Annotated in this window: 14 protein-coding genes and 1 pseudogene; 9 read left to right on the forward strand and 6 right to left on the reverse strand. The window is 74.8% G+C overall.

The window, feature by feature from the left end:
* Positions 1-66: 66 nt before the first annotated feature.
* The 3 genes and pseudogenes from lepB to HUT16_RS34885 form a co-directional block, all read right to left on the reverse strand.
* Positions 67-672: pseudogene (gene lepB, locus HUT16_RS34875) on the reverse strand (signal peptidase I); the annotation flags it as partial.
* Positions 673-984: 312 nt separating this feature from the next.
* Positions 985-1125: a hypothetical protein gene (locus HUT16_RS34880; RefSeq protein WP_176191997.1), complete on the reverse strand. Its 141-nt coding sequence runs from the start codon at positions 1123-1125 to the stop codon at positions 985-987.
* Between the two features lie 225 nt (positions 1126-1350).
* A complete protein-coding gene (locus HUT16_RS34885) occupies positions 1351-4542 on the reverse strand; it encodes a M28 family peptidase (protein WP_176191998.1) in 3192 nt (1063 codons plus the stop codon).
* A 302-nt stretch (positions 4543-4844) separates the two neighbouring features.
* Between HUT16_RS34885 and HUT16_RS39535 the strand changes: the two genes are divergently transcribed.
* The 7 genes from HUT16_RS39535 to HUT16_RS34920 all read left to right on the forward strand — a co-directional run bounded on the left by HUT16_RS39535 (position 4845) and on the right by HUT16_RS34920 (position 10648).
* Complete coding sequence (locus HUT16_RS39535) at positions 4845-6254, forward strand: helix-turn-helix transcriptional regulator (protein WP_176191999.1); 1410 nt, start codon at positions 4845-4847, stop codon at positions 6252-6254.
* Between the two features lie 176 nt (positions 6255-6430).
* Positions 6431-7441 carry an aminoglycoside phosphotransferase family protein gene (locus HUT16_RS34895; RefSeq protein WP_176192000.1) on the forward strand — a complete coding sequence of 337 codons (1011 nt, stop codon included), beginning with the start codon at positions 6431-6433 and terminating at the stop codon, positions 7439-7441.
* A gap of 72 nt (positions 7442-7513) precedes the next feature.
* Positions 7514-7813 (forward strand): hypothetical protein, encoded by a 300-nt coding sequence (locus tag HUT16_RS34900; protein WP_176192001.1) that lies wholly within the window; start codon positions 7514-7516, stop codon positions 7811-7813.
* A 146-nt stretch (positions 7814-7959) separates the two neighbouring features.
* A complete protein-coding gene (locus HUT16_RS34905) occupies positions 7960-8355 on the forward strand; it encodes a hypothetical protein (protein ID WP_176192002.1) in 396 nt (131 codons plus the stop codon).
* A 134-nt stretch (positions 8356-8489) separates the two neighbouring features.
* Positions 8490-8918, forward strand: a complete 429-nt coding sequence (locus HUT16_RS34910) for a VOC family protein (protein ID WP_176192003.1) — start codon at positions 8490-8492, stop codon at positions 8916-8918.
* Between the two features lie 149 nt (positions 8919-9067).
* A complete protein-coding gene (locus tag HUT16_RS34915; RefSeq protein WP_176192004.1) occupies positions 9068-9586 on the forward strand; it encodes a DUF3592 domain-containing protein in 519 nt (172 codons plus the stop codon).
* 462 nt (positions 9587-10048) lie between these two features.
* A complete protein-coding gene (locus tag HUT16_RS34920; RefSeq protein ID WP_176192005.1) occupies positions 10049-10648 on the forward strand; it encodes a TIGR03086 family metal-binding protein in 600 nt (199 codons plus the stop codon).
* Positions 10649-10955: 307 nt separating this feature from the next.
* Here HUT16_RS34920 and HUT16_RS34925 read toward each other — a convergent pair whose 3' ends face one another.
* Together HUT16_RS34925 and HUT16_RS34930 are read right to left on the reverse strand one after the other, a co-directional pair.
* A complete protein-coding gene (locus tag HUT16_RS34925; RefSeq protein WP_176192006.1) occupies positions 10956-12176 on the reverse strand; it encodes an erythromycin esterase family protein in 1221 nt (406 codons plus the stop codon).
* Between the two features lie 58 nt (positions 12177-12234).
* On the reverse strand, positions 12235-12663 hold the full coding sequence (locus tag HUT16_RS34930; protein WP_176192007.1) for a helix-turn-helix domain-containing protein: 429 nt from the start codon (positions 12661-12663) through the stop codon (positions 12235-12237).
* Between the two features lie 110 nt (positions 12664-12773).
* On the opposite strand from HUT16_RS34930, the gene HUT16_RS34935 reads away from it, so the two are divergent.
* Positions 12774-13688: an NAD(P)H-binding protein gene (locus HUT16_RS34935; RefSeq protein WP_176192008.1), complete on the forward strand. Its 915-nt coding sequence runs from the start codon at positions 12774-12776 to the stop codon at positions 13686-13688.
* A 25-nt stretch (positions 13689-13713) separates the two neighbouring features.
* On the opposite strand, the gene HUT16_RS34940 is transcribed toward HUT16_RS34935, so the two are convergent.
* Entirely contained in the window at positions 13714-14607 is an 894-nt protein-coding gene (locus tag HUT16_RS34940; RefSeq protein WP_176192009.1) for a helix-turn-helix transcriptional regulator, read from the reverse strand.
* Positions 14608-14770: 163 nt separating this feature from the next.
* Between HUT16_RS34940 and HUT16_RS34945 the strand changes: the two genes are divergently transcribed.
* Positions 14771-15550, forward strand: coding sequence for an NAD(P)H-dependent oxidoreductase (locus tag HUT16_RS34945; protein ID WP_176192010.1), 780 nt, complete (start codon positions 14771-14773; stop codon positions 15548-15550).
* Positions 15551-15622 lie beyond the last annotated feature (72 nt).

The raw sequence follows: 15622 nt of genomic DNA on the forward strand, positions 1-15622 counted from the left end.
CCGGAGCGCCGAGTCTCGGGGGGCGAGTGGCGAGGGGGCGTCGGGCGGGAGGGCCCGGGCGCGGGGTCAGTTGACGTGGCTGAAGGTCGGGGGCACCGGGAGGGTGGTCCAGCGGCCGGCGGGCCAGACCAGGACGCGGGCGCGGCCGATGACGTCGTCCAGCGGGACGAAACCGCCCGCCGGGTTGTGGAGCTGCTGGTAGCGGGAGTCGCGGGAGTCGTTGCGGTGGTCGCCCATCACCCACAGGAAGCCCTTCGGGACCTTGACCGTGCCGACCGGGAAGTCGTCGCAGGGGGTGGAGCCGGGGAAGAGGTAGGGCTCGTCCAGGGCGGTGCCGTTGACCTTCAGCGGCTGGCCCGCGTTGCACTCGACGGTGTCGCCGCCGACCGCGATGACCCGCTTGATCAGGTCCTTCTCGTCCGCGGCGGGCATCAGCCCGAGGTGGCTCAGCAGGCTCTGCACGACGTTGCCGGAGCCGGTCTCCTCGGTCAGCCAGCCGCCCGGGTCCTTGAAGACGACGACCTCGCCCCGGTGCGGCTGCTCGCCCAGCCAGGGGCTGAACTTGTCGACGGCCACCCGGTCGTCCTTCTGCAGGGTGCCCATCATCGAGCCGGACGGGATGACGAAGACCTGCACCAGGAAGGTCTTGATCACCAGGGACAGCAGCAGCGCCGAGGCCACGCAGCCCAGGACGGTGCGGGTGCGGGAGCGGCCCAGCACCCGGCGCAGCAGGGGCCGCGCCCGCCGGCCCGCCCGGCGCCGTCGGCGGAGCCGCCGGCCGGCCGGTCGTCCGGCGTTCCGGCGGGCGGGAGCGGGGACTCCGGGGCGGGCTCGGAGCCGGGTTCGGTGGCTGCGGTGTTCACGGTGGCTCCCGCTCGGGGCGGTCGGGCCGCGCCGCCGGGAGGCGGGTGGCGGCATCGGGTGGGGGAGTCCGGCGACGCGGCGTCCGGCTACGCGGCGTCCGGGGTGCGGCGTCCGAGGGGCTCAGTCCCGGCGGACCGGCGCCGGGGCGATCCGCCGCACCGGCAGCAGCGGCACCGGCAGCAGCGGCACCGGCAGCGCGCGCGGCGGCCCGTGGCGCGGTCCGACCCGCTCGGACCGCGGCAGTGCGTCGTGCTGCGGCACCTGCGACCTCCCCCCGGTAGCCGGCCGGGCCACCCTCCCCCGGACGGCGGCCATCGTACGTGCACCGTGCGTGTGCGCGGCGTAAGGGCGGGCCGGGCGTGCGGGAGCGGGAACGCAGGTGTGCCGCGACCCGTCCCCCAACCGGTCGCGGCACACCCGTCGTGCTGGTTACTGGCTCACTGCCCGACGGCTGTCCTGCCGTCGTCGTTCACGTGCTCCCGGTGGCTACAGGCGCTGCCACAGGGCGGGGACGACGTCCGGCGTCCAGGTGCTCTGCGAGGTGTGGGCCTGCAGGCACCGGTAGCTGACGCCGTTGTAGGTGACGGTGTCGCCCACCTTGTAGGACACGCCGGCGGCCCAGGTGCCGCCGCCGTCACCGCCGCCGCCGTTCACGACCAGGGTGTAGCTGCTGGTGTGGGTGGCGGAGGCGCCGGTGCCGGTGACCGTGACGGTGTAGGTGCCGGCCGGGGTGGAGGCGGAGGTGGAGACCGTCATGGTCGCGCTGCCGCCGCTGGTGACGGAGGACGGGCTGAACGAGACGGTGGCGCCGGACGGGGTGCCGCTCGCGGTCAGCGACACGCTCTGCGCGCTGCCGGAGCTGGTGGCGGTGGAGACCGTGGCACTGGCCGCGGAGCCCGCCTGGACGGTGCCGGTGGACGGGTTCACCCCGAGGGTGAAGTCGTTGTCCGGGGTGGTGGTGCCGCCGACCGAGGTCTTCCAGATCACGTACGCCACACCGTCCGCGTTCCGGTTCAGCACCGTCGCGTTGACGTTGGACGTGGTGTCGCACGCGGAGTGGTAGCAGGAGTCGTACGACGCGCCCGCGGTGCCGCCCCACTTGCCCGCCTGCGCGGAGGACTTGGTGGCGCTGGCGCCCGCGGCGTAGCCGGAGGTCGGGATGCCGCCCTGCTGGAAGGAGTAGTCGTCGGAACGGCCCTGGCCCTCGACGTTCTCCTCCGGCTGGAGGTTCAGCGAGTCCCAGTACGCCTTGAGCGGCGCGGCCGTGGCCGAGTTGACGTTGTTGATGAAGTAGCCGGCGTTGGTGGAGCCGACCATGTCGAAGTTGTAGTAGCCCTTGATCGCCGAGCGCTGGGACGAGGAGAGCTGGCCCACGTAGTACTGCGAACCCTGGAGGCCCTGCTCCTCACCGGCCCACCAGGCGAACCGGACGTGCTTGGTCATGGTCGGGTTCTGCTGCGCCAGGACGAGCGCGTTCTCCAGCAGGACGGCCGAGCCGGAGCCGTTGTCGTTGATGCCCGGGCCGGCCGCGACCGAGTCCAGGTGCGCGCCGAACATGGTGACCTGGTCCGACGGGCCGCCCGGCCAGTCGGCGATCAGGTTGTTGGAGGTGTAGGTGCACGAGGTGCAGGTCTGCTCGGTGACGGTGTAGCCCGCCGCCTGCAGCTTGCCCTTCACGTACGCCAGCGACTGGGTGTAACCGGCGCTGCCCGCCCGGCGGTTGCCGCCGTTCTGCTGGGCCACGGTGTACAGCTGGCTCAGGTGCGCCTGCACGTTGGCCACGTTGATGTCCGGGGCCGAGCCGCCGGGGTTGCCCCCGCCGTTCACCGTCAGCTGGTACTGCGCGGTGTGGGTGGCCGGGCCGGAGCCGGTCACCGTCAGGGTGTAGGTGCCCGCCGGGGTGTTCGCGCCGACGTTGACGCTCAGGGTCGCCGAGCCGCCGGACTGCACGGTGGACGGCGAGACCGACGCGGTGGTTCCGGACGGGGCGCCGGTCACCGACAGCGAGACGTTCGCCGCCGAGCCCGCGGTGACGGCGGTGGAGACCGTCGCGCTGGTCGAGCTGCCCGGCTGCACGGTGCCCGAGGACGGGCTCAGCGCCAGCGAGTAGTCGCTCGGGTTCCCGGTGCAGGTCGGGTCGCCGGCCTGGGCCGGAACGCTGATCGCGTCCCAGGCGGCCTTGGTGCGGTTGAAGAAGTTGCAGGTCGAGTCGAGGTTCTTGGCCGCGGTCAGGGTCGCGGTCCGGTACTTCTTGTACGTCATGCCGCTGGTCTTGAGCAGCATGCCGCCGTAGAAGACCCGGCCCGCGTCCCGGATGCCGATGCCGGTGACGGACGAGGAGTTGCAGGTCGGGCTGGTCGGCTTGCCGCCGCCCGGGTTGGAGCCCTCGGCCAGCAGGTAGAACCAGTGGTTCAGCGGGCCGGCCGCCGCGTGCTCCTCCGTGTTGGGGATCGAGGAGGAGTAGCAGTTCGGGTTGCCGGAGACCTGCGAGGGGTTGTACATCACCCGGATCGGACCGGAGCCGACCAGGTTGATCATCTCGCCGACGGTGTAGTCCGGGCTGTCGTACGGGGCCGGCTCGTTGGCGTACGCCTCGGTCAGCGCGCCCATGATGTCGCCGGTCGCCTCGCCCAGGCCCGACTCGTTGTTGGCGCCGCCCGGCGTGTACTGGTCCAGGCCGTGGCCGAACTCGTGGCCCACCACGTCGATCGAGGCGATCCACTCGTTGGACTGGCTGTGGCCGATCGAGACGGTCGAACCGTCCCAGTACGCGTTGACGTCGTTCAGGCCGACCTTGACCGGCCAGCTGCCGCCGTTGCCGTTGTGGCCGTTGCGCCCCAGCCAGTCCCGGAGCATGTCCCACTCCTTCTGCGCCGCGAACATCGCGTCGGCGCAGCCCGTCTCCTTGGAGGTGGCGGCGCCGGTGCCCCAGGAGTCGGTGGACTTGGTGAAGACCTGACCGGTCGAGTAGTCCGAACACTGCAGGCCCGGACGGGTGGAGTCGCGCAGCGTGTACGAGCCCGCCGAGCCGCTGGTGTTGATGGTCAGGCCCGCCGGGCCGTTCCACTTGCTGTTGATGGTGCCGGCCTTGACGTCGTCGTAGCTGTCGGCCACCTCACCGGTGACCGCGTCCACGAACACGTGCAGGTGGCTGGGCCGGTTCTCGGTCGAACCGGTCAGCACCGACTCCCAGGCCAGCCGGGAGGTGCCGTCCTTGACCCGCACCACCAGGCGCGGTGCCTCGGCCGAGTCGACCTTCGCCAGCTTCGCGCGCGCCGCCCGCTCCGCCGCCGCCGCGCTCACCTTCGCCCTGGTCGGCACGCCCACCGGGCCGGTCGCGGCGTTCTGCACGCCGCGGACCTTGCCCTGGCCGTCGGCGAGCACCACGGCGTCGCCGCCGACCACCGGCAGGCCCTTGTAGCTGCGCTCGTACGAGACCGAGTACAGGCCGTTCAGGAACTGGGTGACGTTCCGGCGCTCGTAGCTCTCGTCCGGGCCCTTGGCCAGCGCGTCCAGACCGGCCGAAGCCGCCAGGTCGGCGGCGGAGACGGCGGCGGCCAGCGGGGTCGGTGCCAGTGGGGCGGGCGGAGGCGCGGCGTTCGCCTGTCCGGCGAAACCACCGAGCATGCCTCCCAGCACGGCCAGGGTGGTGCCGGCGGTCAGCAATCTGCGTTTCATCAGAGCTCCTCAGCTCTTCGGGTGTGGGGGTGCCCGGAACCCTCACACCGCCGCCATGGCTCGGTCAACGGACCTGACAATCCCCGGCACGGGATGGCAAGTTCCGTCAAAGTCATTGATCTAGAAGGGAATTGGCACCGCGTCAGCAAGGGGTGCGAACCGGTCCGCGCAGGGCGCGGACAAGGGCCGGAGCAAGGGAGATGGCAAAGAAGAGGTACAGACCACGCCATGTACGCGCCCCGGTCCGGCCCGGTACCTTCTCGGTACAGGAGCACAACCGGAAGCGGGGGAGGTGTCGGCGGATGCTCGGGGCACCCAACCCGGTCGAACTGCCGGACGGCGGAAGCTGGCAGGAATTCGGCGCGCTCCTGCGCCACTGGCGCCGCCACGCCGGCTGGACCCAGGCCCAGCTCGGCACCGCCGTCGGCTACGACCACACCGCCGTCAGCCGCCTCGAACACGGCGCCCGCCGCGCCACCCCCCGTCTGGTCCGGCAGATCGACGAACTCCTCGGCAGCGGCGGCGAACTCACCCGCAGCTACGACCGCGCCGAGAGCGCCGAGGGCGGCCGCCCCGCCCTCCCCCCGCACCTGCTGCGCCCCCCGCTGCCCCCCGGCACCGGGCCCGTCCCCGCCGCCGCCCCCGCCGACGACTGCCCCGCCAGCCTCCCCGACCACGACGTCCAGTGCCCGCTGCACGGCGCCACCGGCTGCCAGCCCCCGCCGCCCGCCACCGCCGTCGCCCTGCACGCCGCGTTCTGCACCGACCCCGCGGCCCCGCTCGACACCGACACCGTGCACGCCCTCGCCGCCGTCCTCGGCGCCCAACTCCACAGTGCCGACCGGGCCCTGGGCGAACGCGGACCCGGCAGCGTGATCGAGGGCACCCTGCGCGCCGTCGTCGCTCGGCTCGCCGACGCACCCGTCCGCCACCGCCGCGTCCTGGCCCGGCTCGCCGCCGAGTACGCCCACGCCGCGGGCAGCCTGCGCCTGCACGGCGGCCGCCCCGCCACCGCGATGGCCTGCTTCGACCGGGCCCTCGGCTGGGCCGCCCTCGCCGACGACCCCACCACCCAGGCCGCCGCCCTCAGCGACATGGCCGTCCTCGGCCTCCTCGACGACGACCCCGCCTCGGCCGGCGACTACGCCCGCGAGATCCGCCGCGCCGCGCCCGGCCGCCACTGGGCCGACGCCCTCGCCACCCTCGGCGAAGCCCGCGCCACCGCCCTCGCCGGGGACATCCGCGCCACCGTCCGCCACATCGGCCGCGCCCGCCAGCACCTCGACCGCCCCGACCACACCCTCCCCGAGACCGAGGCCCACGTCCCCTGGCTGGCCCCCGCGGCGCTCCGCCTCCGGGTCGAGTCCGGCTCCTCCGCCGCCCTGCGCGACCTGGCTGCCGCCACCGCCGACCCCCGGCTCGCCCAACGCGCCCTGACCGCCGCCACCGCCGCCCTCGACCTCCTCGACGAAGGCCGGCTCCCGGTCGCCCGCGCCATGCTCACCGTCCGCATCGCCGACTGCCACCTCTGCACCGACGACCCGCACACCGCCATCGCCACCCTCGCCCCCGTCCTCGACACCGACGGCACCCCGCTCCCGGCCCTGGTCCGCCACGAACTGCGGGGCGTGCGGGGGCGGTTGGCAGCGGGTGCGGGTCGGTGGGGGGTGGGGGCGGCGGAGGCGGTGGCGCGGTTGGGGGCGGTGGTGTGAGGGGGCGCTGCGTGGTGAGGGGTGGGGTGTGAGGGGGCGCTGCGCGGTGAGGGGTGGGGTGTGAGGGGGGTCGCGCCTCGAACTGCGGGGTGTGCGGGGGCTGGTGCGGGTTGGCGGTGGTGGGGGCGTTGGGAATTCGGGTGCGGCGGGTGGGGGGCACGGCGCAGACTCGGGGGGTGGACATCGACCAGGACGCGGTGGCAGCCGCTTTCGGGCTGGGGCGGCCGCTCGGGCCGTGGCGGAGGCTCGACAACGGGGGTGCGCCGACCGACGGCCTGCTGCTGGAGACCTCGCGGGGGCGCTGGACGGTGCGGACCGGTCGGCTGCGGAGCGAGTGGCACCGGGAACAGGCCCACCGGGTGCACCGCCTCCAGCGGGCCGCGCTGGCGGCGGGCGTCGCGATGCCGCGCCCCGTCGAACCGCCCGCCCCCGCCCTCGGCTACTGGCACCACCCCGGCGGCGACACCCTGGTCAAGGTGAACGGGTGGCTGGACGGGCACGACCTGCGGCGCCCCGGCGCGGACCTCGCCGGGGCCGCCGACTGGACGGGCCGCACCCTGGCCCGGATCGCCGCGCTGGACACCGGCGGCGAGCAGCCGCCCCCGCCGCACCCCGTGGCGCAGTGGCGGGAGTGGGTGGCCGAGGCCGAGGCGGGCGGCCTCCCGGTGGCCGGCCCGGCCCGCGCGCTGCTCCCGGCCGTCGCCGAGGCCGTCGCCCTGGTGCGGGACGCGCAGTCGGGCGCCCCCGCCGCCGTCCTGGTGCACGGTGACACCTCGCGGGCCAACGTGCTGCGCACGCCCGGTGGGTGCACGCCCGGCGGGTACGCGTTGATCGACTGGGAGAGCGTCCAGCCGGAGGTCCCCTGGTGGGAGGCGGTGAGCGTGGCCTTCCGGTTCGCCACCCCCTTCAACGGCGCCGCCGTCGACCCGGACCCCCGGGTGGTCCGCCCGCTGCTCGCCGCCTACCTGGACGCGGGCGGCCCGGGCGTCCCCGCCGACGCCTCGGCCTTCGCGGGCCTGCTGCGCAGCCAGCTGTCCACCGCCGCCTGGTGCCTGTGGCTGGCCCTGGGCCACCGCGAGGCGGACGCCGCGCAACGGGCCTTCGGGCTGCGGATCGTCACCGACACCGCCCGCGAACTGCCGCTCGTCCTGGGCGGGTTGACGGGCTGGGCGGCGCTGCTGCGCTGAGCCGCGCCCGCCCGGCGCCCGAGGGCCGGGGCCGCTGTCGCCGGGGCCCGGTGGATGTGGCAGCATCCCGCCATGTCTCTGACGACCTGGAGCCACGAGGGCGACCTGTACTGCTCGCTGTTCACCGAGACGGGCGTGGACGGCAACCGGATCGGCCACTTCGAACTCAGCGAGGCCCGCCTGGTCCCGAGCGGGACCCCGTCCGTCCCGGACTCGCCGGCCCCGGGGCCGACGGCCGTGACGGTGGTCGTCCAGGACCTGCGGGAAGCACTGCCCACGGCCTTCTTCAGCGACGGGCACACCGTGCCGTTCGCCGTGCTGCAACGCTTCGTGGCGATGGTCGCGGCCCGGCTGGAGGGCGCGGCGGGGTAGCCGGGCCACGCCATTACCCTTCCTTGGGGAAGGACATATGATCTCCTGGTCAAGTCGGTCCCGCTCCGAGCGGGCTGACGATTCGTGCGCCCGTCCGGGCCGGGCCGGGCCCGGGCGGGGAGACACCCGACGACGGGGGAGTGGCCATGGCGGCAGGACGGGACGACGACCTCGACGGTCCGGAGATCACCGACGACGAACTGCTCGACGTCGCGGACAACCCGGCGCAGGCCGCCGAACTGCACCGCGCCCTGCGGACGCTGGCCAAGAACGACAAGGTCGGCCCGGAGCTCCAGCAGATGGCCCGGGAGGTGCTCAGCGGGCGGATCGGCATGAAGGACGTGATCGAGTCCGACCGCTACCTCTCCGCGATCGGCGCCCGCCTGGGCGAGATGCGCACCGCCGCGGAGAACCTCTCCCCCGAGGAGCGCGCGGCCTCCGACAAGCGGGCCGTGAAGCTGCGCGAGCAGTACGAGGCCGAGCACGGCCCGATCGAGGACGAGGACGACGAGCCGGACCGCCCGTACGGCGACCGCCGCTGACCTGCGGGGCGTCCTGCGCTCCCGCACTCCTGCACCCCCGTACTCCCGCGCCCGACGGGGCGCCGGGGGAGCGGCGTCCACGGGCCACCGATATTCGGACGACATCCGACTGCGGCGTTGTTAGGGTGCCCGCCATGGCAGTGCTCAGACAATTCCAGGTCACCTTCGACTGCGCCGACCCCGCCCGGGTGGCCCGCTTCTGGTGCGAGGTGCTCGGCTACGAGTCCAATCCCCCCAAGGGCTTCGCCGGTTGGGAGGAGTACCAGGCCTCCTGCCCGCCCGAGGAGCGCGGCTCCTGGTCGGCCTGCACCGACCCCACCGGCGTCGGCCCCCGGCTGTACTTCCAGCGCGTTCCCGAGGGCAAGACCGTCAAGAACCGCGTCCACCTCGACGTCCGGGTCGGCACCGGCCTGCTCGGCGAGGAGCGCCTGGCCGCCCTCGAAGCCGAGTGCGCCCGCCTGCTGCCGCTCGGCGCCGTCCGGGTCCGGCTGCTGTACGACGGCGGTGACGACTCGTGCATCGTCATGCAGGACGTCGAGGGCAACGAGTTCTGCGTCGACTGACGCCGCCCCGGCCCGACCCGGCCGCCAGGTCGGCCGTCCGGGGCCGCGGGGCTGGCGGCCACTGCGGTACACCTCCGACACCGGCTCCCGGCAAGGGAGTTGACGCCGCGACGGGGTTCCGGCGGTCCTGATCCGGGCAGGGTGCTCCCGTGCTCTTCTTCGACGTGCTGGCCGTGGTGTGGCTCGTGCTCGCGGGGTTCCTCGTCCTGCTCGGCTGCGCCACGGCGGTGTACGTGTTCCGGCTGCACCGGTGGGAACGGCGGGCGCTGCGCAAGGGCAGCCGCGTCCCGGCGCGCTGCGTCGAGGTCCAGCGGGAGCCGCTGCGGTACTCCAAGCCCCACCCGAAGAACCACCACCCGCCGGCGCCGAAGTTCCTCCTCGAGTACGCGGGCCCCGACGGCGCCCCGCAGCGGTTCAGGACCACGCGCCTCCCCGAAGAGACCGCGGTGGGCGACGAGTTGACCGTCGCCTACCACCCGGAGCGCCCCGAGGTGGGCGTGCTGGTGGCCGGGCGGAAGCGGACGGCACTCACCGACACCGCGCGGGTCCTGGGCGGCTTCCTGCTGTTCCTGCTGGTGGCGGCGGCGATCGCCGCCGCGGGCGCGGCGTTCCTGCACGGCCTCGGCGAGGAGATCGCCCACGGCGAGCCCACCTGGGCGGAGTTCTGACGTCACCCGGCTGCCACGATGTGAGGCGGATCGTCCCGCAGGTCGGATGGTGGGCAGGGCCGGGGCACGCGGGGGCGGAACGAACGACGGGCAGGGGCGGCGATGCCGAAGACGGTCATCCACGTGTTCCACGAAGACGACGACCCGCTCACCACCGGCACCCGGGTGGTGTCGGCGGAACGCGGCTGCGAGGTCGAGGTGTTCTGCTTCGGCCCGCCCCAGCGCCGCCTCGGCGACCAGGGCGCGACCGGGACGAGTTCGTGCGCTTCGCGATCGAGGGCGCCACGGTCATCACGTTCTGAGCCCACCGGCCCACGCCGATGCGGACGGCGGCGCGGGGTGGGGCGGGACGGGGTGACAGGTCGGAGCCCGGGCCGCGGGGGAAAGAATTCGCACGGTCGTGCTTAAATATCGGGTAGGCTCGGCGGTATGACGGACACTCAGGTGGTGCACCCTCCGGTCGTGGACATTCGAGCGCTCGACGCGCGGGCACTGGAGGCCGCGCGGTCCTTCGTCGAGCTGGTCGACGTCACCGTGCTCGACCGGCCTACTCCCTGCGGGGCCTGGACGTTGGGGCGGTTGCTCGCGCACATGACCGGGCAGAACCACGGCTTCGCGGCTGCCGCCCGGGGTGGGGGTCGCGAGCTCGCGGAGTGGGCGGACCGCCCGGTCGGGGACGATCCGGCCGGGGTGTTCGCCGCCTCGGCGGCCGAGGTCACCGCGGCCTTCGCCGAGCAGGGCGTCCTGGAGCGCGGCTTCTGGCTGCCCGAGGTCCGCGACGGCGGTCCGTTCCCCGCGGCGCAGGCGATCTCCTTCCACTTCCTGGACTACCTCGTCCACGGCTGGGACGTCGCCGTCTCGATCGGCCATCGGCCTGACTTCGACGCCGACCTGGTGGCCGCCGCCCTGCCGGTCGCCGCCCTCGTCCCCGCCGGGCCCGCCCGGGAACTCCCCGGCGCCGCCTTCGGCCCCGTCCTGGCGGACCCGCCCGGGGCCGACCCGTGGGAGCGGTTGCTGCGCCTGCTCGGCCGCGACCCGCACTGGGCCGCCCCGTCGGCCTGAGCACCGGCGGGGCGGGCGGTCAGGAGAACCGCGTCCGGGCAGCGGTAGGCGTCGATCCGCCGGGGCCCCGTCCGGCGGCCGGTGCTCGACCGCCCCCGGAATCCACCGAGTGTCGCCGTGGCTGTCCCCACCGCCGTCCTCGATGAAGTCCTGGTTGAGCCCGGTGTGCCCGCGGTGGGTGCGCCGGATCGGGGTTGGACGGGGATTCGGGGTGCAGGTCGTTCCCGGAGTCGTGCGGGCGGGATTCTGATGGTCCGTCAGATTGGTTGGCTGGAGCGGCACTTGAGCCCGGAGCCCGGCCCGGGCGTCACGGTAGCCAGTGCACCGCGGTGGCCCGGCGGAGGTGGACCAGTACGTCGAAGGCGGCGGCCAGGGAGGCCACGGCCAGGTGCTCGACGGCGTCGCGTTCCGGGGTGTAGACGCCGCTGATCACGCGGGCCTTCGCCGGTCCGTCCCACCGGTGGCGGACGTCCGGCGCGCGTAGGTCCAGCCAGCGGGCGGCCGGGGCCCCCGCGCCGAGCCTCGCGTCGACCAGGTCCGCGCCCGGGGCCGGGACGGTGACCACTCCGAGGTCGCCGTGGTGGAAGCCGACCGCCGCCGAGACGTACCGCGCGCCGTAGCGCTCGCGCAGCACGCTGCCCACGGTGGCCCGCGCGCCGCGTTCGGGCGCCAGGCCCAGCACCGCCGCGGCCGCCGAGGTGTGCCCGAGGCCGTCCCAGTAGACGACGCGCAGACCGGTCCGCTCCCGGAAGTCCGCGACCGTCCCGGCCCACACCTCCGCCTCGCCCGCGTAGTCGCCGCGCCCGGCGACGCTGCGCTCGTGGAACTCCACGATCAGCCGCATCGGCTCGACCGCGCCGGGCAGCGCCCCGACCAGCGCCAGCGCGTCCCGGGCGTGCTCGGCGAACGGGCGTCCCGGGTGGACGCCCCGCGCGCGCTGCACGTGCTCCGCCGTCTCGTGGGCGGTGCGCAGCGGCGCCAGGTGGGCCGCCACCCGTCCGAGCAGCTCCGGGGCCGCCGCGCGCACGTGGGCCAGGACGGCGTCGTAGTCGGCGGGCCCCGCCTGGGCCGGTCGCACGCCGAGGATCCGCACCGGATCGCCGGGGTGGTCCCGGTTGAACGCCCGCACCCACTCCAGCGCCGCTGCCATCTGGGCGGTGCGCCACGGCTTCCAGGCACCGGCCAGCGCGGACGCGGCCGAACCCGCGCCGCCGTTCGCGTACGCGTCGAGCGCGGCGGCGGCCACCGCGTCGTCCTGGACGGCCAGCGCGCGGAAGCCGTGCTCCCGCACCAGCCGACGGAACAGCTGGTCCCGGACCTCGAAGGTCTCCCGGGAGAAGCGGGTCGACTCCCCGATGCCCACCACCTCCGCCCCGGCGGCCAGCCGCCCGGCGATCGCGTCGAGCGCGGCGTCCGGGAGCGGGGGGCCGTCGGCGGGGTGACGGGTGATCAGGCCCTCGGCGGGGTGGGCGGATCGGTCGGTGACGGCGGTGGTGACGGAGGTGGCGGCGGCGGTGGTGTTCGGCATGTCGCCCAGTCTCGACCTTCAAGCCGACTTGAGGTCAAGGACGGTCCGCCGCGACGCTTCAGCGGGCGGCCGCCCCCGCGGTCTTCGCCCCGGTCGCCGCCTTCGCCTCGGCGTGGGCCGCCCGGGCCGCCAGCACCTCGGGGACGCGCGACTCGGCCCAGCGGGCCAGCGCCCAGACCTGCCGGGCGGCCTCCTCACCGAGCGGGGTCAGCGTGTAGTCGACGCGCGGCGGGATGACGGCGTGCGCCTCGCGGAGCACCAGGCCGTCCTGCTCCAGGGTCTGCAGGGTCTGGGCGAGCATCTTCTCGCTCACCCCGCCCACCGCCCGGCGCAGCTCGCTGAACCGGTGGGTGCCGTCCAGCAGGACGGCCAGCACCAGCACCGCCCAGCGGCTGGTGACGTGTTCGAGGATGCCGCGCGAGGCGCAGCACTCCGAGTTGACGTCCACCGGGAGTCCGCCGGTCAGTTCCTTCACCCTGAGGTTCATGGAAGTAGCTTACCCGAAAGTGGGTACTTCCGATTCGTTAGTGACTTTCCTACGGTGGGTTGTGACAGCCGTCGTACCACCCGTCGCACCACCCCAGGAGTTGCATCCCCATGAGCATCGTCGTCACCGGCGCCACCGGACAGCTCGGCCGCCTCGTCATCGACGCACTGCTGACCCGCGTCCCGGCCGCCGAGGTCGCCGCCGCCGTCCGCGACGAGCGGAAGGCCGCCGACCTGGCCGCCCGCGGCGTCGAACTGCGGCTCGCCGACTACGACCGGCCCGGGACGCTGGCCGCGGCGATCCGGCCCGGCGACACCGTGCTGCTGGTCTCCGGCAGCGAGGTCGGCCGCCGGGTCGCCCAGCACACCGCCGTGATCGAGGCCGCGAAGGCCGCCGGGGCCGCCCGCCTGGTCTACACCGGGGTGCTCGGCGGCCCGGACGCCGACTTCCGGCTCGCCGACGAGCACAAGGCCACCGAGCAGCTGATCCTCGACTCCGGCCTGCCGTACACCTTCCTGCGCAACGGCTGGTACACCGAGAACTACACCGCCCTGATCCCGGTCCAGCTGGAGCACGGCGTGGCCGGCAGCACCGCGGGCGGCCGGATCGGCTCCGCGACCCGCGCCGACTACGCCGCCGCGGCCGCCGCCGTGCTGACCGGCGAGGGCCACGAGAACCGTGCCTACGAACTCAGCGGCGACACGGCCTGGACGCTGGAGGAGTACGCCGCCGAGCTCTCCCGGCAGAGCGGCCGGACGGTCGCCCACCACGAGCTGCCCGCCGAGGCCAACCTCGGGGTGCTCACCGGCGCGGGCCTGCCGCCGCAGCTCGCCGAGATCCTGGTGGACGTGGACGTCTCCGGCATCGCCCGCGGCCTGCTGGCCGGCGGCAGCGGCGAACTGTCCCGGCTGATCGGCCGCCCGACCACGCCGCTGGCCGACACCGTCGCGCAGGCGCTCGCCGCGAGCACGGGCGCGGGTACGGGCGCGAGCAAGACCGAGGCCGGGGCCGCGACCGCGAGCTGAGCCCGGCCGAGTAGCGGCGCCCGGACTACTCGGTGGTCCGGGCGCGCGCGGTCTCCCGGGCCCCGCCGCCGTCGCCGTCCGCCGCGTTGCCGCCGTCCGCCGCGCTGCCGCCGTCCGCGTCCAGGGCCGCGAGCAGCCGCAGCCCGTCCTCGGTGGGGCTGCCGGGGGCCGCGGTGAGCACCAGCAGTTCGGTGCCCGACCCGTCCGGCAGCCCGAAGTTCTCCTGGTGCAGTTCGAGCAGCCCGACCAGCGGGTGGCGGTACGCCTTGCGCCCGTGCGTGCGGGCGCGGACGTCCGCGCGGGCCCACAGCCGGCGGAAGCGCTCGCTGCCCATCGCCAACTCGCCGATCAGCGAGGTCAGTCGGGGGTCGTCCGGGTACTTCCCGGCGGCCAGCCGCAGGTGGCCGACCACGTCGAGGGTGCAGGTCTCCCAGCCCGCGTAGAGGCCGTGCTCGCCCTCCTCCAGGAAGAGGTGCCGGGCGATGTTCAGGCCCGCGAGGTCCGGGCGGCCGTAGAGGAGCCCGGCGAGGCGGTTCCCGGCGAGCACGTCCAGCCGGTGGCCCATGACCAGCGCGGGCGCGTCGGCGACCAGGCCCAGCACCTGCAGCAGCTCCGGCCGGACCCGCCCGCTCGGGGCCTTCGTCCGGCGCCGGGGCTGCCGGGCCAGCCGGTGCAGGTGGCCCCGCTCGGTCGGGTCCAGGCCCAGCACCCGGGCCAGCGCGTCCAGCACCTGTTCGGAGGGCTGGGTGGCGCGCCCCTGCTCCAGGCGCACGTAGTAGTCCACGCTCACCCCGGACAGGTGCGCGACCTCCTCGCGCCGCAGCCCCGCCACCCGGCGGCGGCCGTCGACGGGGATGCCGGCCGTCGCCGGATCGACCCGGGAGCGCCGGGTCCGCAGGAAGCCCGCGAGATCGTCCATGCCCCCGAGTATGGCCCGGCCGGGCCCGGCGGCGGCCCGCCGAGGGTGGTCCCGCCAGTACCAGGAAGTCCGTTCCTACGGAAGCCGGGCCCCTGAACGCCGGGCGCCGCCGCGGCCAGGATCGGAACCGGTCGAAGCGACCGCCGAACCGGAGGAGACCCCGATGAAGATCCTGATCGTCCACGCCCACCCCGAGCCGAAGTCGCTGAACGGCTCGCTCAAGGACCACGCGGTGTCCGTGCTGGAGGCCGCCGGGCACCGGGTGCGGGTCAGCGACCTGTACGCGATGGGCTGGAAGGCGACGGCGGACGCCGCCGACTACGGCCCGCACGCCTCCAGCCCGCTGAAGGTCGCCCGGGACTCCGGCCGGGCCTTCGACGCCGGGGAGCTCACCGCCGACGTCCGCGCCGAGCAGGAGAAGCTGCTCTGGGCCGACACCGTCATCCTGCAGTTCCCGCTGTGGTGGTACACCATGCCCGCGATCCTCAAGGGCTGGGTCGACCGCGTCTTCACCTACAACTTCGCGTACGGGGTGGGCGAGCACAGCGACACCAAGTACGGCGAGCGCTTCGGCGAGGGCACCCTGGCGGGACGCCGCGCCCTGCTGTCGGTCACCGTCGGCGGCCCCGCGTCGCACTACGCGGCCCGCGGCATCAACGGCCCCATCGGCGACCTGCTGTTCCCGATCCAGCACGGCATCCTCTACTACCCGGGCCTGGAGGTGCTGCCGCCCTTCGTCGTCCACGGCGCCGACCGGCTCACCGACGAGCAGTACCCGGCCGTCGCCGAGGCCTGGGAGCGGCGGCTGCTCGCCCTGGAGAGCACCGAGCCGATCCCGTTCCGCCGGCAGAACTTCGGCGACTACGAGATCCCCGCGCTGCACCTCAAGGAGGGCCTGGAACCGGCCGGCCGCACCGGCTTCGGCCTGCACACCCGCGCCTGACCGGAACGCCCGCCGCCCGGGTCGCCACCGACCCGGACGCCCGCGGCCCGGACGCCCGCGGCCCGGACGCCC

This window comes from Kitasatospora sp. NA04385 (assembly GCF_013364235.1).
Lineage (GTDB): Bacteria > Actinomycetota > Actinomycetes > Streptomycetales > Streptomycetaceae > Kitasatospora.